The following is a 20,972-nucleotide window of genomic DNA, read 5'->3' as shown; positions in this document are numbered from 1 at the left end:
CATTTCGCCAAACATATCCTGAGCCGAGATTTGAGGGCCAGAGAGCCGTGTATCGTCTGAGGGGCAGCGCCCCTCATTCGGGCTGCCCTTCATCTAACCCAAGGATATCCCCCACATCCTCTTGCACCGCCCCCGTCCCGGGGCTACCCCTTCCGGCATGAGGATCGTGCGCGACTATCACTACACCACTGCCGAAGACCGGGGGGCATCCGTTGCCATCGGCAATTTCGACGGCGTCCACATCGGCCACCGTGCGGTGATCGATCTGGCGCGCGATGCGGCCACGGAATTGAACGCGCCCCTAGGCGTCATCACCTTTGAGCCGCACCCCCGTCAGCTTTTCGCACCCGACGCCCCCGCCTTTCGCCTGACCGGCCCCGGCGCCCGCGCGCACCGTTTGGAAAAGATCGGCATCGACGTCCTGTATGAACTGACGTTCAACCCCGCCCTCGCCGCCCTGACGCCCGAAGATTTCGTGAAACGCGTGTTGGTCGATGGCCTTGGCGTGTGCTACGTGGTCGTTGGCGCGGATTTCCATTTCGGGGCAAAACGCGCAGGCGATACGCAGATGTTGAAAGACCTTGGCACGCAGCATGGCTTTGGCGTCACCATCGCCGATCTGGTGGCCGAAGACACAGAAGAGGTCTCTTCGACCGCGATCCGCACCGCCCTGTCCGAAGGCCGCCCGCGCGATGCGGCGGCAATGCTGGGCCATTGGCACCGCATCGAGGGCCCGGTCATTCGCGGTGATCAGCGCGGCCGCGATCTGGGCTATCCCACCGCCAATATGTCCATCGAAGGTCTCCACCAGCCGAAATTCGGCGTCTATGCCGTCTGGGTCGACGTTCTGACCGGACCGCACAAAGGTACGTATCAGGGTGCGGCCTCGCTTGGGATGCGGCCCCAGTTCAATGGCGAAACCCCGAACCTCGAAACTTTCCTGTTTGACTTCAAGGGCGACCTTTACGGCGAAAACCTCTCGATCGCTCTGGTCGACTACCTGCGCCCCGAAGCCAAGTTCAACAGCCTGCAGGGCCTGATCGACCAGATGGACGCGGATTGCCAGAAGGCCCGCCAGATCCTGGACGCGGAATGACGCACCACACCTCTAACGACCCGATTGATCGCGACAACCTGTCCCCCCGGTTCTGGGAAACCAAACCGATGAAACAGCTGTCCCGCCCGGAATGGGAGGCGCTTTGCGACGGCTGCGGCAAATGCTGCCTGAACAAACTGGAAGACGAAGACACCGGAGAGGTCGCGCTGACCCGCGTCGCCTGTCGCCTGCTGGACGACGCCACCTGCCTGTGTTCCAAGTACGAAACGCGCCATCAGTACGTGCCCGAGTGCATCACGCTAGATGCGGCGACGATCCAGAAACACATGTACTGGCTGCCCCAGACCTGTGCCTATCGCTTGGTCTACGAGGGTCGCCCGCTGTACGACTGGCACCCGCTGCTCTCGGGCGATCCGGAAACGGTCCACCGCGCTGGCGTATCCGTGCGCGGGATGACCTATTCGGAATACGAGATTGCCGACGACGACTGGGAAGACCACATTATAGAGGAGCCCACCTGATGTATTTCGGTTCAGACAACACAGGCCCCGTATTGCCGCAGGTGATGCAGGCCCTGAACGACGCCAACACCGGCTATACCGGGTCCTACGGCGCCGATCCGATCATGGACCGCGTCCGTGACAAAGTCCGCGAGATTTTCGAGGCGCCCGAGGCCGCCGTATATCTGGTGGCCACAGGCACCGCCGCCAATGTGCTGGCCCTGTCCTGCTACTGCCCGCCAACCCATACGATCTTTTGCGCCCCCAAGGCGCATATCCACGTCGACGAATGCAACGGGCCCGAGTTCTACACCAACGGGGCCAAGCTGACCCTTGTGGGCGATCAGGACAAGATTACCCCTGACACCCTGCGCACCGCCGTTGAGGGCGAAGGCAATCGGGGTGTCCACGGCCCCCAACGCGGGCCTTTGTCGATCACTCAGGCGACCGAGATGGGGCAGATTTACACCCTGTCCGAAATCGCCGCCCTGACCGAGGTGACAAAATCCTTTGGCATCCCCGTCCATATGGACGGCGCCCGCTTCGCCAATGCCTTAGTTGCGCTGAACGCCTCCCCCGCGGATATGACGTGGCGCGCGGGCGTCGATGTTCTGTCTTTCGGCGGCACCAAGAACGGCTGCATGGGGGTCGAGGCGGTCGTGATGTTCAACCCCGACAAAGCATGGGAGTTTGAGCTGCGCCGTAAACGGGGCGCGCATCTTTTCTCCAAACACCGCTATCTCTCGGCCCAGATGGACGCCTACCTGACCGACGATCTGTGGCTGACGACCGCGCGTCAGGCCAATGCCAATATGGCCCGCCTTGCCGACGGCCTGCGCAAAATCGACAGCGTCAGCTTCCGGTTTGACCCGCAGGTGAACATGGCCTTTGTCGACATGCCCCGCGCCGTGCTGCAACGTCTGGCGGCCCAAGGCGCTGTCTTCCACGCTGACACCCCGGACCTCAGCTCCGGTGCCGCCGAAGATCAGATCACCACCCGCCTCGTCAGCGATTGGAGCATGAGCGAAGACAACATCGACCGCTTCCTCACCATCGCGGCAGGCTAAGGCGAACCCGACCGGCGGCCTTATCTTCCTGCGATAGATATTCCTGCGGGGGTCCGGGGGTGCAAAACCTCCGGCGCGCATTCATGGCCGATCCGGTTTAATCACCCTAGGAACTCTGCCACCATCGGCCCCACCTGATCGGAATGCGTAATCGGCACCATATGCGCCGCGCCCTCGACCGTCTCGATCCGCGACGGTAGGATCAGGGATTGCAGGGCAAGGTTGATCCGGTGGCTGGCCTCGGGGCTGTCTGAACCGTCGATCAACAGCGTCTCGATCTGCATCCGCGCCACCAGCCCGTCCGCGAGCAACCCGTCAGGGTCACCCATGTTGGTCACTGTCACCGCTTCAATCAGCTTCATCTGCGCGGCGAACCCATCTTGCTGCGCTGCGCTCATCTCGTCCCAAGGCTGACCACCGCCCCAGTTGCCCAGAAAAATCTGCGCCGCGTGGTGGTAATCCTTTTCAGCGAAGGCTTCCTTCAGCGGCAGGCCTTCAATGGCCGCTCGCGCCTCGAATGCCGGGTCGGCCTGATAGGCGGCGGTAAAGAACACCGGCTCGATAAGAACCAGCTTGCGAACCAAGTCCGGCGATGTCGCTGCCACGCGCAGCGCTGCCGTGGCGCCGAAGGAATGGCCAATCAAATCGACCGGAGCGTCCCATTCGTCGATCATGCCGCGGATCTGGGCGCAGACCACATCCTGATAGATGCCCTGCCCATCCCATTCGGCACTGCTTCCATGGCCCGGCATATCGAAGGCCCGGCAATCATGCGTATCGGTCAGATAGGATGCGACGCCCTTCCACGCCCCGGAATGGGCCAGCGAACAATGCACCAACAGGGCGCGACCGGGGCCGCCCTCCCATCGGCGGGTGGCGGTGCGGTGCCCCGCAAATGTCTGAAAATTCAATCTAATTGCCCCGAAAGATATAGGTCCAACATGCCAAGGCGATCCTGCCCCCAGAACTTTTCGGTTCCGTCGACAAGGTAGAAGGGCGCACCAAAAGCACCAACCTTGACTGCTTCTTCTGCGTTGGCTTCATAGGCCATCGCGCCGGTCAAAAGTCCGCTGTCGGCCAGCCCCGGATCGAATCCGGCGTCTTCCAGACAGGCTTTGATCACATCGGTGTCGGCCACGTTCTTTTCTTCGGCCCAACAGGCCCGCAGGATCGAATGGGTCAATTTCCCCACATCGCCACCGCCTGCCGCCTGTGCCGCGATAATTGCATAGGCCGAGGGCGCAGGATTCGTCGGGAAATGCGCCGGCTCCAGCGTCAGGTCCATTTCACGGGCTTTGCGCCAGCGCTTCAGTTCCTGCGTGCGGTAATCCTTGCGCGCCTGCGACCGTTCGGCCAACGGCAGGCCGCCCGTTGATGCGAAAACACGGTTAAAATCGCAGGGTTTGTAGGTGATCGTGGCAGAATACCGTGCCGCGATCTCCTCCAGCCGCATGCCTGCCAAATAGGTCCATGGCGAAATCGTCACGAAATAATAGTCGATATGCGGCATCTTACCCCCCCGCTCGGTTTGGCAAGACCCTAGCGGGGTGGTAAGCGGGGTTCAACGTCACGAATCTGTCATCCCGTGTGACTTCACTTCGCAATCGGAGCTGCCATGCCGAACGTCGTCGAACCCAAGCTTATCGCAGGCAATGCCAACCTGCCCTTGGCCAAATCCATCGCACGGCGCATGTCGATCCATCGGGGGGTCAACATCGACCTCGTGGACGCGCGGGTCGAACGGTTCAACGACGGCGAGATTTTCGTCGAAGTGTTCGAAAACGTCCGGGGCGAGGATATGTTCATCGTCCAGTCGACATCGAACCCCGCCAACGACAACCTGATGGAATTGCTGATCATCGCCGATGCGCTGCGCCGGTCCTCGGCCCAGCGGGTCACGGCTGTCATCCCTTACTTCGGCTACGCCCGTCAGGACCGCCGGTCCAAGCCCCGCACGCCGATCACGGCCAAGCTGGTGGCGAACATGCTGGTCGAATCCGGCATATCCCGCGTCCTGACCATGGACCTGCACGCCGCGCAAATTCAGGGCTTTTTCGATATTCCGGTCGACAACCTCTATGCTAGCCCGATCTTCGCCTTGGACATCAAGGAAAAGTTCGCGGACCGTATGGATGAAATCATGGTCGTATCGCCCGACGTCGGCGGCGTGGCCCGCGCGCGGGAGCTGGCCAAACGGATCAACGCGCCGCTGTCGATCGTCGACAAACGCCGTGAAAAGCCGGGCGAAGTGTCTGAAATGACCGTCATCGGTGACGTCAAAGACAAGATCGCCATCATGATCGACGACATGGCCGACACCGCAGGCACCCTGTGTAAGGCCGCGGAATTGCTGCTGGAATACGGCGCGAAAGAGGTGCACGCATACGTTACGCATGGCGTCCTGTCTGGCCCGGCGGTCGAACGCATCACCGGGTCGGTTCTGACATCCATGGTCATCACAGACACGATCGAAGCCCCGCAGCCCGTCAAAGATTGCCCGCAGATCCGCATCCTGCCGACCGCGCCGCTGTTCGCGCAGGCGACGCTGAACATCTGGAACGGCACGTCGGTGTCGTCGCTGTTTGAAACCGCGACGATGGAACCGATCTATGAGGGCGTGTTCCGCAAATAAGACGGATAGAGCCGCGCCCGATCCTGGTCTGGCGTTTTGCAGCATCTGTGCCGGCGCGCTTTATCGCGTCTGGTCATCTGACCAAAGTAGTCCACGCAACGGCACACATACGCCCGATCCGGGGTAGGATCGGGCGAGGCTCGGCCTAGCCGGCCGAGCAGCCTAGATCAGCTGTCGCAACATTCTCCCCCTTGTTCCTCTACCCCCGCATTTCTATAACCACCCCAACCGGATGGAGGGGCACATGGGCTTCAGACAGGACCACCTGCTTGGCATCGAAAAGCTGGCCCCAGACGAGATTCAGGAAATCCTCGACCTCGCCGACGAATACGTCGCCCTGTCGCGCAGCGCCGATAAACACGGTGACGCGCTGAAGGGTCTGACCCAGATCAACATGTTCTTTGAAAACTCCACGCGCACGCAGGCCAGTTTCGAACTGGCGGGCAAGCGGTTGGGCGCGGATGTGATGAACATGGGGCTCGAGGCTTCGTCGATCAAAAAGGGCGAAACGCTGGTCGATACGGCGATGACCCTGAACGCCATGCAGCCCCATCTGCTGGTCGTGCGCCACCCGCATTCCGGCGCGGTGGACCTGCTGGCGCAAAAGGTGAACTGTGCGGTTCTGAACGCGGGCGACGGACGGCATGAACACCCAACGCAGGCCCTGTTGGACGCGCTGACCATCCGCCGCAAAAAGGGGCGTCTGCACCGCCTGTCCATCGCCATCTGCGGCGACATCGCCCACAGCCGCGTTGCCCGGTCCAACCTGATTTTGCTGGGCAAAATGGAAAACCGGCTGCGGCTGGTCGGGCCGCCCACGCTGATGCCTTCGGGCATGGCAGAGCTGGGCTGCGAGGTCTACGAGGACATGGAAGAAGGGCTGAAAGACGTCGATGTCGTCATGATGCTGCGCCTTCAAAAGGAACGCATGGACGGCGGGTTCATTCCGTCTGAACGCGAATATTACCACCTGTTTGGTCTGGACGAAGAAAAGCTTGCACATGCTAAGCCGGACGCCATCGTAATGCACCCCGGCCCAATGAACCGCGGCGTCGAAATCGACGGCACGCTGGCCGACGACATCAACCGATCCGTCATTCAGGAGCAGGTAGAAATGGGCGTCGCCGTGCGCATGGCCGCGATGGACCTGTTGGCCCGTAACCTCAAAGCCAGACGGCAGGAGGGTGCAGCATGAGCGATCTGACCTCAGGCACCCGCGAAACTGTCCACCTGTTTTCGGTCGACTTGCCCGAAGACCAGCTTTGGGCATTTATCGACCATGATCGCGACGCGGGCACTTTCCCGCTGCGCGATGCTTTGGGCGTGGACCATCTGGACGACAAGCAGATCGAAGGCGCGGTGGCCGAGGATCTGGCGGGCATCGGCCTTAGCGGATTTATGATCGAAGGCGTCGGCGTGGATGAAACCGCTATTGCTGCGGATCGCGCCCGCATCGACGGTTTGACGGGGGCAGTGGTCTTGGTCAAAGGCGCGGCTTTCGATGGCGCGCATGTCCCGCTGACCCCAAAACCGCCGCTGACCAATATTGGCAGCTGGCAGATGACGCCCGCCCCCGACACGTTCGAACAGCTGCACAGCGACAGCGCAAAAGGCGACATCCTGACACCGCCGCCTGCGACGCCGGCCCCATCCGGCCCGCGCGACCGGATGACCCTGTGGATCATGGTCGGCATCTTTCTTGCCATCCTGATCGCCGTCGTGATCGGAGCCGTCCTATGACCACCCTGACGAATGTCCGCCTGATCGACCCCGAGGCCGGGACTGAAACACTTGGCGCCCTGACGATCAAGGACGGCAAGATCACCGCCCTGCACGATGCGCCCATCGACGGCATCGACTGTGGCGGCCTCGCCCTGGCCCCCGGGATCGTCGATATCGGCGTGAAGGTTTGCGAACCGGGCGAACGGCATAAGGAAAGCTTTGGCTCGGCCGGGCAGGCTGCGGCGGCCGGCGGCGTGACGACCATCGTCACCCGCCCCGACACGACGCCTACCATCGACAACCCCGAAACGCTGGAATTCGTCGCCCGCCGTGCGCGCGAGGCCTCTCCGGTCCGCGTGTTGCCCATGGCCGCGCTGACCAAGGACCGTGCTGGTCGCGAGATGACGGAAATCGGCTTTCTGATGGACGCAGGTGCCGTGGCCTTTACCGATGGCGATCATGTCGTCAGCGATACCAAGGTCCTGTCCCGCGCCCTGACCTACGCCCGGTCACGCGGTGCGCTGGTGATCGGCCATGTGCAGGAACCGATCCTGTCCGCCGGGGCTGCGGCCACCAGCGGCAAATTCGCGTCGCTGCGCGGGTTGCCTGCGGTGTCGCCCATGGCGGAACGCATGGGGCTGGACCGTGACATCGCGCTGCTAGAGATGACGGGCGCCGCCTATCATATCGATCAGATCACCACCGCCCGCGCCCTGCCCGCGCTGGAACGGGCAAAGAATAACAGGCTGAATATCACCGCCGGGGTGTCGATCCATCACCTGACGCTGAACGAACTGGACGTCGCGGATTATCGGACGTTCTTTAAGGTCAAGCCGCCGCTGCGGTCCGAAGATGATCGGCAGGCCGTGGTCGAGGCCGTCGCCAGCGGTCTGATCGACGTCATTTGTTCTATGCACACCCCGCAGGACGAAGAAAGCAAACGCCTGCCGTTCGAGGCCGCCGCCAGCGGTGCCGTTGGCCTGCAAACCCTGCTGCCCGCCGCCATGCGTCTGGTTCATTCCGGCGATATGACCCTGCCGCAACTGTGGCGTGCGCTATCGCTGAACCCGGCGCGCAGGCTTGGGTTGGACACTGGCCGCTTGGCCGTGGACGCGCCCGCCGATCTGGTGCTGTTCGACCCTGACGCGCCGTTCATCCTTGACCGGTTCAAGCTGCTGTCCAAATCGCGCAACACGCCCTTTGACGAAGCGCGTATGCAAGGCCGCGTTCGCGCAACATGGGTCGGCGGCACCCAAGTCTTTGGAGAACCGCTATGACCCCAGACCTTGTCACCCCAGTAACCGCCCTGATCATCTGGGCCGTGGCGGGCTATCTTCTGGGCGCGATCCCCTTCGGCGTGATCTTGTCGCGCCTGTTCGGTCTGGGCGATTTGCGCAAGGTCGGGTCAGGCAACATCGGCGCGACCAATGTGCTGCGCACCGGAAACAAGACCGCCGCCCTGCTGACGCTTGTGCTGGACGGCGCGAAAGGTGCGGTCGCCGTCCTGATCGCAAGGTCCCTAGCGGGCGAAGATGCCGTACAGATCGCCGGGCTGGCCGCTTTCCTGGGCCATTGCTTCCCCGTCTGGCTGCGGTTCAAAGGCGGCAAGGGCGTGGCGACCTTCCTTGGCCTGCTTCTGGCCTACGCCTGGCCCCTAGGCCTTGCCGCCTGCGCGACTTGGCTGGCAACCGCCGTGATCCTGCGTATCTCGTCACTGTCGGCGCTGGTCGCCGCGGCGCTGGCCCCCGTCTGGGCGGCGATGCTCGGCCTAAGCCAGTCAATTCTGATGCTTCTGGTTCTCGCGATACTTGTCTTCATCAGGCATCGCCAGAACATCCAAAGACTGCTTGCCGGGACCGAGCCGAAAATCGGCAAAAAGTGATTTTTCAGGCATTTATTGCGAATTTCCTCCCGGAATGGTATTTCTGAAAGGACAGAACAAGGAGGGAGGGAGCCGATGCAGCTCAGCCCATCCATGCAAGCCTTTATCCTTCACTGGGGTGATATGGGCCCCAGATGGGGCCTTAGCCGATCAGTCGCGCAGATATACGCGCTTTTGCACCTGTCGCCCGGGCCGCTGACCGCGGAAGAAATCTCCTCGACCCTGAATTTGGCGCGGTCCAATATCTCGACCGGGTTGCGGGAATTGCAGGCTTGGAACCTTGTTCAGGCGAACCGTCCCTTGGGCGACCGGCGCGATTACTTCACCAGTCACGGCGACATGTTCGACATCGTCGAACGCCTGATCGAGGCGCGACGCGAACGGGAATTTGCCCCGACCTTGGACGCCTTGCACCAGATACAGGGCACAGCCGAGGCGGACGATACGCCCCCCGAAATTCGCGCCCGCATGGCCGAAACGTACGAAACGATGAAGACGCTGGATGATTGGTACGCCGACGTGGCATCCCTGCCCCGCGCCAGCAAACTGGGTCTGCTTAAGATCGGCGGCAAGATCGGGTCGCTTTTGTCGGGATCGAAACCCAAGAAGAAAAAGAAAAAGGCAGACAAATAGGTCTGCCTTTTCGTTAGCGGTGCTTGTGGCTACCCGGGCTTAGTAGGAAAACTCCGGGTAGATGCGGGATACGTCGCCCGCCCAGTCGCCGTGGTACTTTTCCAAAAGCTCATCGGCCGGAACCTTACCCGACTCCACGCTTTCGTGCAGCGCGTTTAGGAAATGCGTCTCATCCGGGACCAGCCCCCCCGCGCCGGGGCAGGCGCGCGCCTTCAACCCGGCCTCAGCGATGTCGACGACCTCTTTGGCCAGATCCAGCATGTCGATGCCGTCCACCTTGGCCTGCAGTCCATGAACCCCGGCTTCGACATGCAGCGCCGCGCGTTGTTCGGTGGTCCAGCCTTTCACCAGATCCCAAGCCGCATCCAGCGCGGTCTGGTCATAGGTCAGGCCAACCCAAAGCGCGGGCAAAGCACACAGACGACGCCACGGGCCACCATCGGCGCCGCGCATTTCGATAAACTTTTTCACACGCGCTTCGGGGAACAGCGTGGTCAGATGGTCCGCCCAGTCGGACAGGGTCGGCACCTCACCCGGAAGCGCGGGCAATTCGCCCTTCAGGAAATCGCGAAAAGACTGGCCAAGCGCGTCGATGTATTTGCCGTCGCGATAGACAAAGTACATCGGCACATCCAACGCGTATTGCACCCACGATTCGAACCCAAATCCATCATCGAAGACGAAAGGCACCATGCCTGTCCGGTCCGCATCAAGGTTGCGCCAGACGTAGTTCCGATAGCTTTTCACCCCGTTGGGCTTGCCTTCGAAAAACGGCGAATTGGCGAACAGCGCGTTGGCCACAGGTTGCAGCGCCACGGCGACGCGCATCTTTTGAACCATGTCTGCCTCGGATGAAAAATCGAGGTTCACCTGAACCGTACAGGTCCGGCGCATCATGATCTGCCCGGTGGTGCCGACGTCCTGCATATAGGCGTCCATCAGCTTGTACCGTCCTTTGGGCATCAGCGGCATGTCTTCGTGTGTCCAGTCGGGCGCGGCGCCCAAACCGATAAAGCCGACGCCGACCTTGTCCGCGATATCCTTGACGTCGCGCAGGTGGTCGTTCACCTCGTCGCAGGTTTGGTGGATCGTCTCTAACGGCGCACCAGAAAGTTCCAGCTGACCGCCCGGTTCCAAAGAGATATTGGCCCCGTCCTTGGTCAGGCCGATCAGCTTGCCGCCCTCTTCCAACGGGTCCCAGCCGTGGCCGTCACGCAGACCTTCCAGCACTGTCAGGATCGACCGTTCCCCTTCGTATGGGATCGGTTTCAGCGTGTCCTTGCAGTAGCCGAACTTCTCATGCTCGGTCCCGATGCGCCAATCCTGCTTGGGTTTACAGCCGCTTTCCAAGTATTCAGCAAGCTGTTCGGGCCGCTCGATCGGGCCGCCTCCGGACTGGGGAATGGACATTGTCGCCGGGTCTCCGATCGTTGGTCTTCAAGGTAGGGATGGTCGTAATTCGACAGGGTGTCAATGCAACCGCAGCTGCGATCTTTCCCAGATCACGACACGGTGAGCAGGCCCAACTGTGCGCATTTGCTCAAGCATATGGTCCGTCTTGATGCCGGGAAGAGCCGCGAAAACATCAAATAATTCATCCGCGCCGTCGGCGGTCAGCGGAATCGCAAGCTCTGGCTGGCCATGTTGTTCCAGCACCCACACGGGCGGAGAGGATCGTCCATCCAGCGACAACCGATACATTTCGCTGCGTGCTGCCACGCCCCCGGTCAGCGGGCCGAAATAGGCGATCTGCCCTTCGTCGATGCGCACCACGCCGGGGCCATCGCTGCGCCCACGGAACCGCCCGCGCTGGATACCGGCGAACAGCTGAAACGGGGCCATGGCGACCATGGCCCCACCGATCCACCTAAGGATGCCCATGCTGGTGAATAGCAGATAGGCCCCGATGATGCCGACCGCCACGGCCAGCAGCGCCTCTTGCCAGCGCTTCGCCCATGCGCGCAACTCAGGCCGGACGTAACCCATCACGACCAATCGCCCAGACGGTCCTGCCACAGTGCCATCGCCGCGACCGCCGCCGTATCGGCGCGAAGGATGCGTGGGCCCAGTGACACGGGATGCGCAAAGTCGAGCCCGCGCAGGCGTTTCCGCTCGGCCTCGGAAAACCCGCCCTCTGGCCCGATCAGGATCGCCCAAGCGCCACCTTTGTCCAGCGTGAGGGGCGACACGTCGTCTGCCAGAACCTCGTCACAGAACATGATCTGGCGGCCAGCATCCCAGCCCGACAGCAGCGCATTAAGTTTCACCGGCTCGGCCACGTCGGGCACGAAGGTGCCGCCGCATTGCTCTGCCGCCTCGACGCAATGCGCCTGAAGGCGATCCACACGGACCCGTTCGGAATTGGTGTAATCGGTCAGCACCGGCAAAATCCGCCGTGCGCCCATTTCAGCCGCCTTTTCAACGATGAAATCGGTGCGCGCCTTTTTGATGGGTGCAAAGATCAGCCACAGATCGGGCGGATCAGACTGGGGCGCAGATTGCCCGACACAGGTCAGCACGCCGCTGCGTTTGTTGCCCGCCGTCACCTCGGCCCGCCATTCGCCGTCGCGGCCGTTGAACAAGGCCACGGCATCGCCGACGCCAAGGCGCATGACGTTGAACAGATAATTCGCCTGATCCCGATCCACAGGAACGGTTTGCCCTGCCCCCAAAGGGTGATCTACACAGAGCCTGATTTTTGCACGGTCCATGAGGCACTACATATGACCCAACCCGGCGCAACGCCAGAGCAAGAGACCACAGGCTCCACCGGACAGGTGGCCGATGCGGTCAAAGGCAATTGGGTCGACCGTCTGGCCCCCGCATGGTCCCGCCCCTACCTGCGCCTTAGCCGCGCGGACCGGCCCATCGGGACGTGGCTGTTGCTACTGCCCTGCTGGTGGGGGCTGATGCTGGCGATGCTGTCAGATGGGCGGGCCTCGTTCTACGACCTCTGGATCGGCGTGGGCTGCGCCATCGGCGCCTTTTTGATGCGTGGTGCAGGCTGCACGTGGAACGACATCAGTGACCGCAAGATCGACGCCTCCGTTGCGCGCACCCGGTCCCGGCCCATCCCGTCGGGACAGGTGACGACGAAGCAGGCCGTGGCATGGATGGTGATCCAGTCGCTCGTAGCCTTCGTGATCCTGCTGACCTTCCCGCCCTTCGCCATCGGCCTTGGCATCCTGTCGCTGGCCCCCGTCGCGATCTATCCCTTCGCCAAGCGGTTCACGTGGTGGCCGCAGGTGTTTCTTGGCCTCGCGTTCAACTGGGGTGCCCTGCTGGCATGGGCCGCTCACACCGGCAGCCTGTCATGGCCGCCGATTGTTCTGTACATCGCAGGGATCGCGTGGACGCTGTTCTACGACACGATCTACGCGCTTCAGGACAAAGAAGACGATGCGCTGATCGGCGTGAAATCCACCGCGCGCCTGTTCGAAGAAAGGACCCCGCAATGGCTGCGCCGCTTCCTGATCGCGTCGGTCGCGCTGATGGCGTTCGTCGTGCTGGGTGCAATGTTGCCCGGCGCCAACCCCTTGGCGCTGGTGATCGCGCTGGCCGGGCCTTGGGCCTTTGGCTGGCACATGGCATGGCAGATGCGTCGGCTGGACATGGAAGACCACGACCGCCAGCTGATGCTCTTCCGGTCCAACCGCGACGCGGGGCTGCTGCCTTTGCCGTTTTTCGCCGTCGCCATGATGGTGTGATTGCACCGCCCCGCAATCCTGACTAAACCCCTTGCAACGCAACAAAAGCGGGGGGCCGATGCGCCTGTCTACGATCACCATCCTGGGTGGAACTTTCGCCGCTGCTGCTGGCCTGTCCGTGGTTGTCGCGATGTTCGCGGCGCTGGCGGTCGAACGGACCTCGGCCGATGACGTGCGGTTCGAACTGGACCGTGAGGCTTTGGCCTGGGCCGATGTCACGGCGAACGGGCTGCGTATCCAGTTGACCGGCACCGCCCCGTCCGAGGCTGACCGCTTTCGCGCCATGACCGTCGCGGGCAAGGTTGTCGACGCAAGCCGCGTGATCGACGGGATGGAAGTGGTCGCCAGCAAAGGTATCGCCCCGCCCCGCTTTTCGATCGAACTGCTGCGCAATGAAGGACGGTTGAACCTGATCGGTCTGATCCCCGCCGCAACCGACCGGGACGCGCTGATTGAACGCCTGTCCAAGCTGCCCGGTGTCACGGATGTTTCTGACCTTTTGGAAACCGCCGATTATCCGATGCCAGAAAGCTGGCCCCTGACGCTAGATTATGCCGTCACCGCCCTGCGCGACCTGCCGCGATCCAAGATCTCGCTCAGCGCGGGTGAGGTGACGATTACAGCCATGGCGGCCAGCACCGACAGAAAGCGCGAGCTGGAAAGCACGTTGGAACGGCGCGCCCGTGGTCCGATCGACCTGACGCTTGACATCTCGGCGCCGCGCCCGGTGATCACACCCTTTACCCTGCGCTATCTGATCGACGATCAAGGCGCGCGCTTTGACGCCTGTTCGGCAGATACCGAATCCTCGCGCACCCGCATCATCACCGCCGCACGCGGCACCGGATACGATGGCGAAGACCGCTGCGTCCTTGGCCTTGGCGTGCCGTCCCCGCAATGGGCCGAAGCGACAAGTTCAGCCATCCTTGCCCTTGGTCGTATCGGTCAGGGGTCCGTCACGTTGTCCGACACCGATGTGACGCTGATCGCTGGCGCATCTGCGGACCGCGCCACCTTCGACCGGGTGGTCGGAGAGCTTGAGAACACCCTGCCAGAAGTCTTCGCGCTGCACGCCGTCTATCCCGATGATGACGCCGCCCCGCAGGGCCCGGCCGAATTCACCGCGATCCTGTCCCCCGAAGGTCAGGTGCAACTGCGCGGTCGGGTGCGGGATGATCTGTCCCGTGACGGCGCCGACAGCTACGCAAAATCCCGCTTTGGCAGCGACAACGTCTATTTCGCTGCCCGCATGGACGACACCCTGCCCGAAGGATGGTCACTGCGTGTTCTGGCGGGGATCGAGGCGCTGACCAATCTGGAAAACGGCACCGTCATCGTCACTGAAGACAACATCGCCACCCGCGGCACCACCGGAAATCAGGACGCCAGCGCCGATATTGCGCGCATCCTGTCGGAACGACTGGGCGAAGGTCAGGACTTCACCATCGACGTAACCTATGACGAAAAGCTAGACCCGGACGCCGCGCGCCCCACACCCGAAGAATGCATTGCCGACGTGCAGGCGATCCAACAGAACCGAAAGATCAACTTTGAACCCGGTTCGGCCACCGTGACGGGCGACAGCCGCGTGATCCTTGACGATCTCGCCCGCGTTCTGACCTTCTGCGGCCCCGTCGCGCTGGAAATCGGCGGTCATACCGATAGCCAAGGTCGCGAAACGATGAACCTTGAACTGTCGCAGCAGCGGGCCGACACCGTCCTGTCCGAACTGCGGATGCGCCGCGCCCCGGTAGAGCTGTTCGTCGCAACCGGTTTCGGCGAAACCCAACCGATCGAAGACAATTCGACCGAAGAGGGCCGCGAAGCCAACCGCCGGATCGAGTTCAATCTGCTTGATGCCGCAGCCGATGGTGGGGATTCTGGGCTTGAAACCGACGGGGAAAACGGCGCAGAAGAAACCACGCCAGAAGACGCCGCCGAGGAGACGACAAGCGAATGAACAGAACCGAGTTCGTGATCGCCATCGCGATCATCCTGTTTATCGCATTTGGTCTTGGCTGGTTCGCCTACTGGCTGATCCATCGTTTCACCCGCGTGTCCAAATCCGACATGGGCGAATTGGAACGCATGGCGCAGGAATTGCACGAAGCCGAAGAAATGCGCGATCAGGCGATCACCTACCTGCAACAGCGCGAAGCAGAACTGACCAACCAGCTATCCCAGACCGAGGCAGAACTGTCTGCCGCCATGGAAGGCCTGCGAGAAGCACGTCACGAAGCCGAAGAACTGCGGTCCTACGTCGAACGGGTCCACGCACAACGCTAAGCCGTTACCAGCGGGTCAGCGCGTCCTCGTCCTCATCCTTGGCCGCAACCCAATCTTCGCCGTTGGGCCCGTATTCCTTTTTCCAGAACGGCGCGCGACTTTTCAGGTAATCCATCAGAAATTCCGCCGCCTCGAACGCATCCTTACGGTGCGGCGCGGCGGTGGCGACCATCATGATCGGGTCGCCGGGGACAAGGGGACCGTAGCGGTGGATCACCAGCACGTCCCCCAAGGCCCATCGATCCTGCGCCTCTTCGGCGATGGCCCGGATCGCGCGTTCGGTCATGCCGGGATAATGTTCGATCTCTAGCCGGGTTAGCCCACCATCGCCCCGGACCAGACCGGAAAAGGTGACGATCGCACCCATTTCGGTGTGCCCTTTTGTAAAGGCCTCGACCTCGTCTCCGGGGGCAAAGGGCGTGTCCTGAACGGCGATCTTCATGGCTTAACCACCCGTCATCGGGGGGAAGAACGCGACCTCACGCACACCATCCAAAGGCGCGTCGAAATCGGACAATTCCTGATCCAGCGCCACGCGCAGCGCACTCAGATCGGCAAAGGCGGCCTCATACCGCTCTTCGCGGGCTTTCAGTTCTTCAACCAACTGCGCCACGGTTCCGGCGGATGTTGCCACGGTTTCTTTCGGAATCCCGATCCTTTCGCGGACCCAGGCGAAATACAATACGTCCATCAGTCTTCCCCCAGATGCGCACGGGCCTTGGAAAAGTAATCCCAGCCGGTGATCCCAGTTAGAACGGCCGCCAGCCAGATCAGGCCCAGCCCGATATAGCCTGACCATTCCGCCCGAAACAATTTGCCACGAACCCCGACGGGATCATCCACGCTACCGTCCAGAACGGCCGACACCATCTCTGCGTCCATGCCAAAGACGGCCATACCAAGGTTGGAATTGAACGCGCCATGCGCCAGCAACAGCGCGATGGCGATCATCTGCACGGCGGTCTTCCATTTGGCCAGCTTGGTGACCTTCAGCGTTCCTGCCACGTCGCCCAGAAACTCTCGTAGGCCCGAAACGAACACCTCGCGAAACAGGATGACAGCGCCGGGCAAGACAACCGCCGCCGCCAGCGGCGACCAGACGGCCAGCGCCAACAGCGCCAATGCGACCATCGCCTTATCGGCAATCGGGTCCAGCATCGTGCCGATCTTACTGACTTGGTTCAGGCGACGCGCCAAATATCCGTCCACATAGTCGGTCACCGCCGCACCGACGAACAGCGTGAAGGCCAGCCAATCGGCGAAGGGCCGCGGCAGGATCAGAAAGGACAGGATCACCGCAGGCGCCGCCAGCAGGCGGAACAGCGTCAGAATATTGGGCAAAGTCATTTTCATAGGCGATACGTAGCGCGGAACCGCAGCCGGGAAAAGGACCAGCACGCGCCCCTGTTCTTCTGGTTGATAAATACCCTCGGGAGGTCTGGAGGGCAGAGCCCTCCAGTCACGCACCAAAGGTCAGGACGCCGGTGCTATGCAGCGCCCTCAGCCCTTCTCGTGAAAATGGGCATAGATCGTTTCGGCCATCGCGTCTGAAATGCCATCGACAGCTTTCAGGTCCGAAAGCCCCGCGCGGCTGACCGCCTTGGCAGAGCCGAAATGCGCCAAGAGCGCGCGCTTGCGGGTGGCCCCTACGCCCGGCACCTCGTCCAATGGGGTCGCCGACACCGCCTTGGCGCGTTTGGCGCGGTGGGTGCCGATGGCAAAACGGTGCGCCTCATCCCGCAGTCGCTGGACGAAGTACAGCACGGGGTCGTTCATCCGCAGGGCAAAGGGGCGCTGGCCGGGGCGGTGGAATTCTTCTTTCCCGTGGTCGCGGTCCACCCCCTTGGCGACACCGACCATCGGCAGGTCCGGCACGCCCATTTTCTCAAGAATCTCCTGCACCGCAGATACCTGCCCGGCCCCGCCGTCGATCAACAACAGGTCCGGCCACAACCCCTTGTCCCGATCCGGGTCTTCCTTCAGCAGCCGGGTCAAACGACGGGTCAGAACCTCTTTCATCATGCCAAAGTCATCGCCGGGCGTCAGGTCATCGCCCTTGATATTGAACTTGCGGTACTGGGATTTCATGAAACCTTCCGGCCCCGCAACGATCATCCCGCCAACCGCGTTCGTCCCCATGATATGAGAGTTGTCGTACACCTCGATCCGCTGCGGGGTCGTCTCCAGCCCGAAGGCGTCCTGCACGCCGGCCAGCAGCTTCGCCTGCGTCGCAGACTCCGACATCTTGCGGCCCAGGCTTTCCCGCGCGTTCCGCGCCGCATTCTCGACCAGTTCAGCCTTCTCACCGCGCTGCGGCACCGCGATCTCGACCTTGCGCCCCAGCTTTTCGCACAGGGCTTCTTCCATCAGGTCGGTGTCCTCGATGGGATGCGACAGCAGGATCAGCCGCGCCGGGTCCTTGGTATCGTAAAACTGGCCCATGAAGGCTTCCAGCACCTCGGCCTCGCTCACGTCCGCGCCGGCACGCGGGTAAAAATCGCGGTTCCCCCAGTTCTGGTTGGCCCGGATAAAGAAGACCTGCACACAGGCCTGCCCGCCTTCCATGTGCAATGCGATCACATCCGCCTCGGGGGTCGAGCGGGGGTTCACGCCCTGCGATGACTGAACATTCGTCAGCGCCTTGATCCGATCGCGCAAGGCGGCGGCGCGTTCGAACTCCATCGCCTCTGACGCCTCGGCCATCTCGGCGGCCAGTTTTTCCTGAACCTGCGTGGACCGACCCTGCAAGAACCGCTCCGCATCGGCGACCGAGGCGGCATAGTCGGCCTTGCTGATCTCTCCGGTACACGGGGCCGAGCAGCGTTTGATCTGGTACAGCAAGCAGGGCCGCGTCCGGCTGGCGAACATGGAATCGGTGCAATTGCGCAGCATGAAGACCCGCTGAAGCTGGTTCAACGTCCGGTTGACGGCCCCTGCCCCGGCAAATGGCCCGTAATAGGCCCCTTTGCGTTTCTTCGCGCCCCGATGCTTTACGATCTGCGGATAATCGTGGTCCTTCGTGACCATGATGTTCGGAAAGGACTTATCGTCCCGCAGCAACACGTTGTACCGAGGCTTCAGCTGCTTGATCAGGTTCTGCTCCAGCAGCAGCGCTTCGGTTTCGGTGCGCGTGGTCAGGAACATCATCGACGCAGTTTCGCGGATCATCCGCGCGATCCGCCCGGAATGCCCCGACGGCCGCGCATAATTCGACACCCGCGCCTTCAGATTTCGCGCCTTGCCGACGTACAGCACGCGGCTTTCCGAATCGAGCATGCGATACACCCCCGGCGACGAATCAAGAGTCGGCAGGTAAGAGTGGATCAGCTCGTGTCCGGTCAAAGTTTTGGCGCTGTCGTCAGTCATTCGAGTCGCGTGATGATTCTCACCCCTTGCTGCAAATTTCTGACCACATGGACAAGGCCAAAGCTGTCCACCATTTCTGTGGATAACTACGGGGGCAAAATCTTTCCATTGAGAAAAATCCGTTGGTTTATGGCCCATTAAAGAGACTGCCTAAATTTTAGGCATATTTTCAAGTCGCTGATATCAAAAGGAAAAATTTTGCGCTCATGTCAAACATCTGAAAACATTAACATTTAGGTAACGTCTTGATGACAGCTCCGTGACAGGTGCAAAACTTTTCGCGAAATGACCTTTACGTCACTCCATTCCGACGACATCGGGCGTTTCCCATCCCAGATGCTGCCCCCCGTCGACGCAGATCAACTGGCCCGTCACGCCCCGCGCTGACAGCAGATATCGCACCGCCTGACACATGTCCTCGGGGTTGCTGCCACGCTGAAGAATCGTGGCTGCACGCTGATTTGCGAACTGATCTTCATCTTGCCGACCGCCTCGCAAAGTGGGCCCCGGACCGACCGCATTCACACGCACGGCAGGGGCCAAAGCCTGCGCCGTCGTCTGGGTCATGGTCCACAGCGCCGCGCGCGACAGGGTGTAGGTCATAAAGTCCGGCGTCAGCTTGCGCACGCGCTGATCCACCATGTTGATGATCGCGCCCCGTGCGACCGGCTCATCCCGCTCATCCTTCACGGGGGGCGGACATTGCGCGGCAAAGGTCTGCGTCAGCACGAAGGGCGCGCGCAGATTGCACTCCATATGCTTGTCCCAGCTGTCGCGCGTGGCGTCCTCCAGCTGGTCATGTTCAAAGGTCGACGCGTTGTTGACCAGACAGGTCAGCGGACCGCCCAGACCCTTGGCGGCCTGCGACACCAGCGACTGAACCTGATCTTCCTGCATCAGATCGGCCTGAACGCAGCATGCCGTGCGCCCCTTGTCGCGGATCATCTTCGCGACCTCTTCCGCCTCATCGGCAGAGGTCCCGTAATGCACCGCCACGTCATAGCCCATATCCGCAAGGTCCAGTGCGATGGCCCGGCCAATGCGCCGCCCTGCTCCGGTGACAAGCGCTTTCATGGTCTCTCCTTAGATTAGAACAAGGAGGACGTAGGTCAGGTACAGACAGGTCAAGGCCGCGCCCCACCGACGGCCAATATCGCGCCCCATCAGGGCAAACGGCGCCAGCACCAGCGATGCGCCCAACATCACCCACAGATCAAAGCGCAGAAATTCAGGATCGACCGGGATCGGCCCAAACAGCGTCGTGACACCGACGATGCCAAGCAGGTTAAAGATGTTCGACCCGATAACGTTGCCCATGGCGACATCCGCCTGGTTCCGCCAGGCCGCCATGACGGTTGTCGCAAGCTCTGGCAGGGACGTACCCAACGCCACCAGCGTCAGACCGATGACCGCGTCGGACACCCCGAATTCGCGCGCGATGATCGATGCGTTGTCGACCAACAGATCGGCCCCTAGCGGCAACCCGATCAGGCCCAATACCAGATACAACCCGATCTTCCACCACGGCATATCCGGGTCCGCGCCTTCCAGATCGGCGATATCTTCGTCGCTGACGGTGGCGGACATATGCCCCCGCGCCTCGCGCACCTGATCCCCAAGGACCAGTGCCAAGCCCCCCAGCAAGACAAGACCCGTGATCCAGGTCAGCGTCCCCATGAAGGCCAGCGCGATAAAGCCGAGCGTGGCGATCATCATCATGTAATAGCTGCGCTTGGTATCGATCCGCCCGGTATGCATCCGCGACAGGATCGCCGGCAAACCCAGCACCAGCAGCGCGTTGGCTGTGTTCGACCCCACAACGTTGCCCAAGGCCAGACCCGGTTTACCTTCGTGGATCGCGCTGATGCCGATCAGCAATTCAGGGGCCGAAGTCCCAAACGCAACGATCGTCAGACTGACGATCAGCGCGGGAATCCCGATCCGCAGGCTAAGGTTTACAGCACCGCGCACCAGCACGTCGCCCGCCAGCAGAAGGATGGCCAGACCCAGACCGGTCATCACCCATGGCATCATGATTTATCTCCGCAGGGGCAGGCCCCTTTGCCAATTTTGTAGCGCCCGCATGACGGACATTTCCGCCGGGACATGCCGGGCTTCGG

The 20,972-nt window shown here is 61.9% G+C and carries 23 protein-coding genes; 12 read left to right on the top strand and 11 right to left on the bottom strand.

Annotated features, from left to right (window positions below; all coding sequences use genetic code 11):
- Positions 1-157: 157 nt before the first annotated feature.
- Genes ACI3GR_RS13225 through ACI3GR_RS13215 form a run of 3 tightly spaced genes read left to right on the top strand, consistent with a single transcriptional unit; the run spans position 158 to position 2,624 of the window.
- Positions 158-1,096 (top strand): bifunctional riboflavin kinase/FAD synthetase, encoded by a 939-nt coding sequence (locus ACI3GR_RS13225; protein ID WP_407495165.1) that lies wholly within the window; start codon positions 158-160, stop codon positions 1,094-1,096.
- Positions 1,093-1,578: a YcgN family cysteine cluster protein gene (locus tag ACI3GR_RS13220; RefSeq protein WP_407495164.1), complete on the top strand. Its 486-nt coding sequence runs from the start codon at positions 1,093-1,095 to the stop codon at positions 1,576-1,578. The genes ACI3GR_RS13225 and ACI3GR_RS13220 overlap by 4 nt, the downstream gene beginning before the upstream one ends.
- The gene (locus ACI3GR_RS13215; RefSeq protein WP_407495162.1) at positions 1,578-2,624 is read left to right on the top strand and encodes a threonine aldolase family protein; all 1,047 of its coding nucleotides are present in this window, start codon (positions 1,578-1,580) and stop codon (positions 2,622-2,624) included. The genes ACI3GR_RS13220 and ACI3GR_RS13215 overlap by 1 nt, the downstream gene beginning before the upstream one ends.
- Positions 2,625-2,725: 101 nt before the next feature.
- Here ACI3GR_RS13215 and ACI3GR_RS13210 read toward each other — a convergent pair whose 3' ends face one another.
- Both ACI3GR_RS13210 and ACI3GR_RS13205 read right to left on the bottom strand, forming a co-directional pair.
- The gene (locus ACI3GR_RS13210; RefSeq protein WP_407495161.1) at positions 2,726-3,535 is read right to left on the bottom strand and encodes an alpha/beta fold hydrolase; all 810 of its coding nucleotides are present in this window, start codon (positions 3,533-3,535) and stop codon (positions 2,726-2,728) included.
- Positions 3,532-4,134, bottom strand: coding sequence for a 2-hydroxychromene-2-carboxylate isomerase (locus ACI3GR_RS13205; RefSeq protein ID WP_407495160.1), 603 nt, complete (start codon positions 4,132-4,134; stop codon positions 3,532-3,534). The genes ACI3GR_RS13210 and ACI3GR_RS13205 overlap by 4 nt, the downstream gene beginning before the upstream one ends.
- A 105-nt stretch (positions 4,135-4,239) precedes the next feature.
- Between ACI3GR_RS13205 and ACI3GR_RS13200 the strand changes: the two genes are divergently transcribed.
- The 6 genes from ACI3GR_RS13200 (at position 4,240) to ACI3GR_RS13175 (ending at position 9,493) form a co-directional block, all read left to right on the top strand.
- The gene (locus ACI3GR_RS13200) at positions 4,240-5,256 is read left to right on the top strand and encodes a ribose-phosphate pyrophosphokinase (protein WP_407495158.1); all 1,017 of its coding nucleotides are present in this window, start codon (positions 4,240-4,242) and stop codon (positions 5,254-5,256) included.
- 244 nt (positions 5,257-5,500) lie between these two features.
- Positions 5,501-6,451, top strand: coding sequence for an aspartate carbamoyltransferase catalytic subunit (locus ACI3GR_RS13195; RefSeq protein ID WP_407495157.1), 951 nt, complete (start codon positions 5,501-5,503; stop codon positions 6,449-6,451).
- A complete protein-coding gene (locus ACI3GR_RS13190) occupies positions 6,448-6,996 on the top strand; it encodes a hypothetical protein (protein WP_407495156.1) in 549 nt (182 codons plus the stop codon). Before ACI3GR_RS13195 ends, ACI3GR_RS13190 begins: the two co-directional genes overlap by 4 nt.
- Positions 6,993-8,255, top strand: a complete 1,263-nt coding sequence (gene pyrC / locus ACI3GR_RS13185; RefSeq protein ID WP_407495154.1) for a dihydroorotase — start codon at positions 6,993-6,995, stop codon at positions 8,253-8,255. Before ACI3GR_RS13190 ends, pyrC begins: the two co-directional genes overlap by 4 nt.
- Positions 8,252-8,860: a glycerol-3-phosphate 1-O-acyltransferase PlsY gene (gene plsY / locus ACI3GR_RS13180; RefSeq protein ID WP_407495153.1), complete on the top strand. Its 609-nt coding sequence runs from the start codon at positions 8,252-8,254 to the stop codon at positions 8,858-8,860. The genes pyrC and plsY overlap by 4 nt, the downstream gene beginning before the upstream one ends.
- A 75-nt stretch (positions 8,861-8,935) precedes the next feature.
- On the top strand, positions 8,936-9,493 hold the full coding sequence (locus ACI3GR_RS13175) for a GbsR/MarR family transcriptional regulator (protein ID WP_407495152.1): 558 nt from the start codon (positions 8,936-8,938) through the stop codon (positions 9,491-9,493).
- Between the two features lie 39 nt (positions 9,494-9,532).
- Here ACI3GR_RS13175 and ACI3GR_RS13170 read toward each other — a convergent pair whose 3' ends face one another.
- Genes ACI3GR_RS13170 through ACI3GR_RS13160 form a run of 3 tightly spaced genes read right to left on the bottom strand, consistent with a single transcriptional unit; the run spans position 9,533 to position 12,204 of the window.
- A complete protein-coding gene (locus ACI3GR_RS13170; protein WP_407495151.1) occupies positions 9,533-10,903 on the bottom strand; it encodes a glutamate--cysteine ligase in 1,371 nt (456 codons plus the stop codon).
- 60 nt (positions 10,904-10,963) lie between these two features.
- Positions 10,964-11,479 (bottom strand): hypothetical protein, encoded by a 516-nt coding sequence (locus tag ACI3GR_RS13165; RefSeq protein WP_407495578.1) that lies wholly within the window; start codon positions 11,477-11,479, stop codon positions 10,964-10,966.
- Positions 11,479-12,204 (bottom strand): 16S rRNA (uracil(1498)-N(3))-methyltransferase, encoded by a 726-nt coding sequence (locus tag ACI3GR_RS13160; RefSeq protein WP_407495150.1) that lies wholly within the window; start codon positions 12,202-12,204, stop codon positions 11,479-11,481. Before ACI3GR_RS13160 ends, ACI3GR_RS13165 begins: the two co-directional genes overlap by 1 nt.
- Positions 12,205-12,216: 12 nt before the next feature.
- On the opposite strand from ACI3GR_RS13160, the gene ubiA reads away from it, so the two are divergent.
- Genes ubiA through ACI3GR_RS13145 form a run of 3 tightly spaced genes read left to right on the top strand, consistent with a single transcriptional unit; the run spans position 12,217 to position 15,486 of the window.
- Positions 12,217-13,200, top strand: a complete 984-nt coding sequence (gene ubiA, locus ACI3GR_RS13155) for a 4-hydroxybenzoate octaprenyltransferase (RefSeq protein WP_407495149.1) — start codon at positions 12,217-12,219, stop codon at positions 13,198-13,200.
- A gap of 58 nt (positions 13,201-13,258) precedes the next feature.
- On the top strand, positions 13,259-15,160 hold the full coding sequence (locus ACI3GR_RS13150) for an OmpA family protein (protein WP_407495148.1): 1,902 nt from the start codon (positions 13,259-13,261) through the stop codon (positions 15,158-15,160).
- Entirely contained in the window at positions 15,157-15,486 is a 330-nt protein-coding gene (locus ACI3GR_RS13145; RefSeq protein WP_407495146.1) for a hypothetical protein, read from the top strand. The genes ACI3GR_RS13150 and ACI3GR_RS13145 overlap by 4 nt, the downstream gene beginning before the upstream one ends.
- A 4-nt stretch (positions 15,487-15,490) precedes the next feature.
- On the opposite strand, the gene ACI3GR_RS13140 is transcribed toward ACI3GR_RS13145, so the two are convergent.
- From ACI3GR_RS13140 to ACI3GR_RS13115, 6 genes are all read right to left on the bottom strand, one after another.
- Positions 15,491-15,928 (bottom strand): molybdenum cofactor biosynthesis protein MoaE, encoded by a 438-nt coding sequence (locus tag ACI3GR_RS13140; RefSeq protein ID WP_407495145.1) that lies wholly within the window; start codon positions 15,926-15,928, stop codon positions 15,491-15,493.
- A gap of 3 nt (positions 15,929-15,931) precedes the next feature.
- The gene (moaD, locus tag ACI3GR_RS13135) at positions 15,932-16,177 is read right to left on the bottom strand and encodes a molybdopterin converting factor subunit 1 (RefSeq protein WP_407495144.1); all 246 of its coding nucleotides are present in this window, start codon (positions 16,175-16,177) and stop codon (positions 15,932-15,934) included.
- A complete protein-coding gene (gene pgsA / locus ACI3GR_RS13130; protein ID WP_407495576.1) occupies positions 16,177-16,839 on the bottom strand; it encodes a CDP-diacylglycerol--glycerol-3-phosphate 3-phosphatidyltransferase in 663 nt (220 codons plus the stop codon). Before pgsA ends, moaD begins: the two co-directional genes overlap by 1 nt.
- A 147-nt stretch (positions 16,840-16,986) precedes the next feature.
- Positions 16,987-18,852, bottom strand: coding sequence for an excinuclease ABC subunit UvrC (uvrC, locus tag ACI3GR_RS13125; RefSeq protein WP_407495143.1), 1,866 nt, complete (start codon positions 18,850-18,852; stop codon positions 16,987-16,989).
- A gap of 297 nt (positions 18,853-19,149) precedes the next feature.
- On the bottom strand, positions 19,150-19,926 hold the full coding sequence (locus ACI3GR_RS13120) for an SDR family oxidoreductase (RefSeq protein WP_407495142.1): 777 nt from the start codon (positions 19,924-19,926) through the stop codon (positions 19,150-19,152).
- 9 nt (positions 19,927-19,935) lie between these two features.
- Positions 19,936-20,886 (bottom strand): calcium/sodium antiporter, encoded by a 951-nt coding sequence (locus tag ACI3GR_RS13115; protein WP_407495140.1) that lies wholly within the window; start codon positions 20,884-20,886, stop codon positions 19,936-19,938.
- Positions 20,887-20,972: the final 86 nt, after the last annotated feature.

Origin of the sequence: Pseudooceanicola aestuariicola, from assembly GCF_045763785.1 — a bacterium.
Lineage (GTDB): Bacteria > Pseudomonadota > Alphaproteobacteria > Rhodobacterales > Rhodobacteraceae > Pseudooceanicola.
This window is presented reverse-complemented; position numbering and strand designations above follow the sequence as displayed.

What these genes read in the sequence shown, in the direction of transcription:
- ACI3GR_RS13200 (WP_407495158.1), top strand. Translation starts at nt 4,240, where the DNA reads ATGCCGAACGTCGTCGAACCCAAGCTTATCGCAGGCAATGCCAACCTG.
- ACI3GR_RS13145 (WP_407495146.1), top strand. Translation starts at nt 15,157, where the DNA reads ATGAACAGAACCGAGTTCGTGATCGCCATCGCGATCATCCTGTTTATC.
- moaD (WP_407495144.1), bottom strand. Translation starts at nt 16,177, where the DNA reads ATGGACGTATTGTATTTCGCCTGGGTCCGCGAAAGGATCGGGATTCCG.
- plsY (WP_407495153.1), top strand. Translation starts at nt 8,252, where the DNA reads ATGACCCCAGACCTTGTCACCCCAGTAACCGCCCTGATCATCTGGGCC.
- ACI3GR_RS13150 (WP_407495148.1), top strand. Translation starts at nt 13,259, where the DNA reads ATGCGCCTGTCTACGATCACCATCCTGGGTGGAACTTTCGCCGCTGCT.
- ubiA (WP_407495149.1), top strand. Translation starts at nt 12,217, where the DNA reads ATGACCCAACCCGGCGCAACGCCAGAGCAAGAGACCACAGGCTCCACC.
- uvrC (WP_407495143.1), bottom strand. Translation starts at nt 18,852, where the DNA reads ATGACTGACGACAGCGCCAAAACTTTGACCGGACACGAGCTGATCCAC.
- ACI3GR_RS13160 (WP_407495150.1), bottom strand. Translation starts at nt 12,204, where the DNA reads ATGGACCGTGCAAAAATCAGGCTCTGTGTAGATCACCCTTTGGGGGCA.
- ACI3GR_RS13140 (WP_407495145.1), bottom strand. Translation starts at nt 15,928, where the DNA reads ATGAAGATCGCCGTTCAGGACACGCCCTTTGCCCCCGGAGACGAGGTC.
- ACI3GR_RS13115 (WP_407495140.1), bottom strand. Translation starts at nt 20,886, where the DNA reads ATGATGCCATGGGTGATGACCGGTCTGGGTCTGGCCATCCTTCTGCTG.
- pgsA (WP_407495576.1), bottom strand. Translation starts at nt 16,839, where the DNA reads ATGAAAATGACTTTGCCCAATATTCTGACGCTGTTCCGCCTGCTGGCG.
- ACI3GR_RS13220 (WP_407495164.1), top strand. Translation starts at nt 1,093, where the DNA reads ATGACGCACCACACCTCTAACGACCCGATTGATCGCGACAACCTGTCC.
- ACI3GR_RS13120 (WP_407495142.1), bottom strand. Translation starts at nt 19,926, where the DNA reads ATGAAAGCGCTTGTCACCGGAGCAGGGCGGCGCATTGGCCGGGCCATC.
- ACI3GR_RS13215 (WP_407495162.1), top strand. Translation starts at nt 1,578, where the DNA reads ATGTATTTCGGTTCAGACAACACAGGCCCCGTATTGCCGCAGGTGATG.
- ACI3GR_RS13195 (WP_407495157.1), top strand. Translation starts at nt 5,501, where the DNA reads ATGGGCTTCAGACAGGACCACCTGCTTGGCATCGAAAAGCTGGCCCCA.
- ACI3GR_RS13165 (WP_407495578.1), bottom strand. Translation starts at nt 11,479, where the DNA reads ATGGGTTACGTCCGGCCTGAGTTGCGCGCATGGGCGAAGCGCTGGCAA.
- ACI3GR_RS13205 (WP_407495160.1), bottom strand. Translation starts at nt 4,134, where the DNA reads ATGCCGCATATCGACTATTATTTCGTGACGATTTCGCCATGGACCTAT.
- ACI3GR_RS13175 (WP_407495152.1), top strand. Translation starts at nt 8,936, where the DNA reads ATGCAGCTCAGCCCATCCATGCAAGCCTTTATCCTTCACTGGGGTGAT.
- ACI3GR_RS13190 (WP_407495156.1), top strand. Translation starts at nt 6,448, where the DNA reads ATGAGCGATCTGACCTCAGGCACCCGCGAAACTGTCCACCTGTTTTCG.
- ACI3GR_RS13170 (WP_407495151.1), bottom strand. Translation starts at nt 10,903, where the DNA reads ATGTCCATTCCCCAGTCCGGAGGCGGCCCGATCGAGCGGCCCGAACAG.
- ACI3GR_RS13225 (WP_407495165.1), top strand. Translation starts at nt 158, where the DNA reads ATGAGGATCGTGCGCGACTATCACTACACCACTGCCGAAGACCGGGGG.
- pyrC (WP_407495154.1), top strand. Translation starts at nt 6,993, where the DNA reads ATGACCACCCTGACGAATGTCCGCCTGATCGACCCCGAGGCCGGGACT.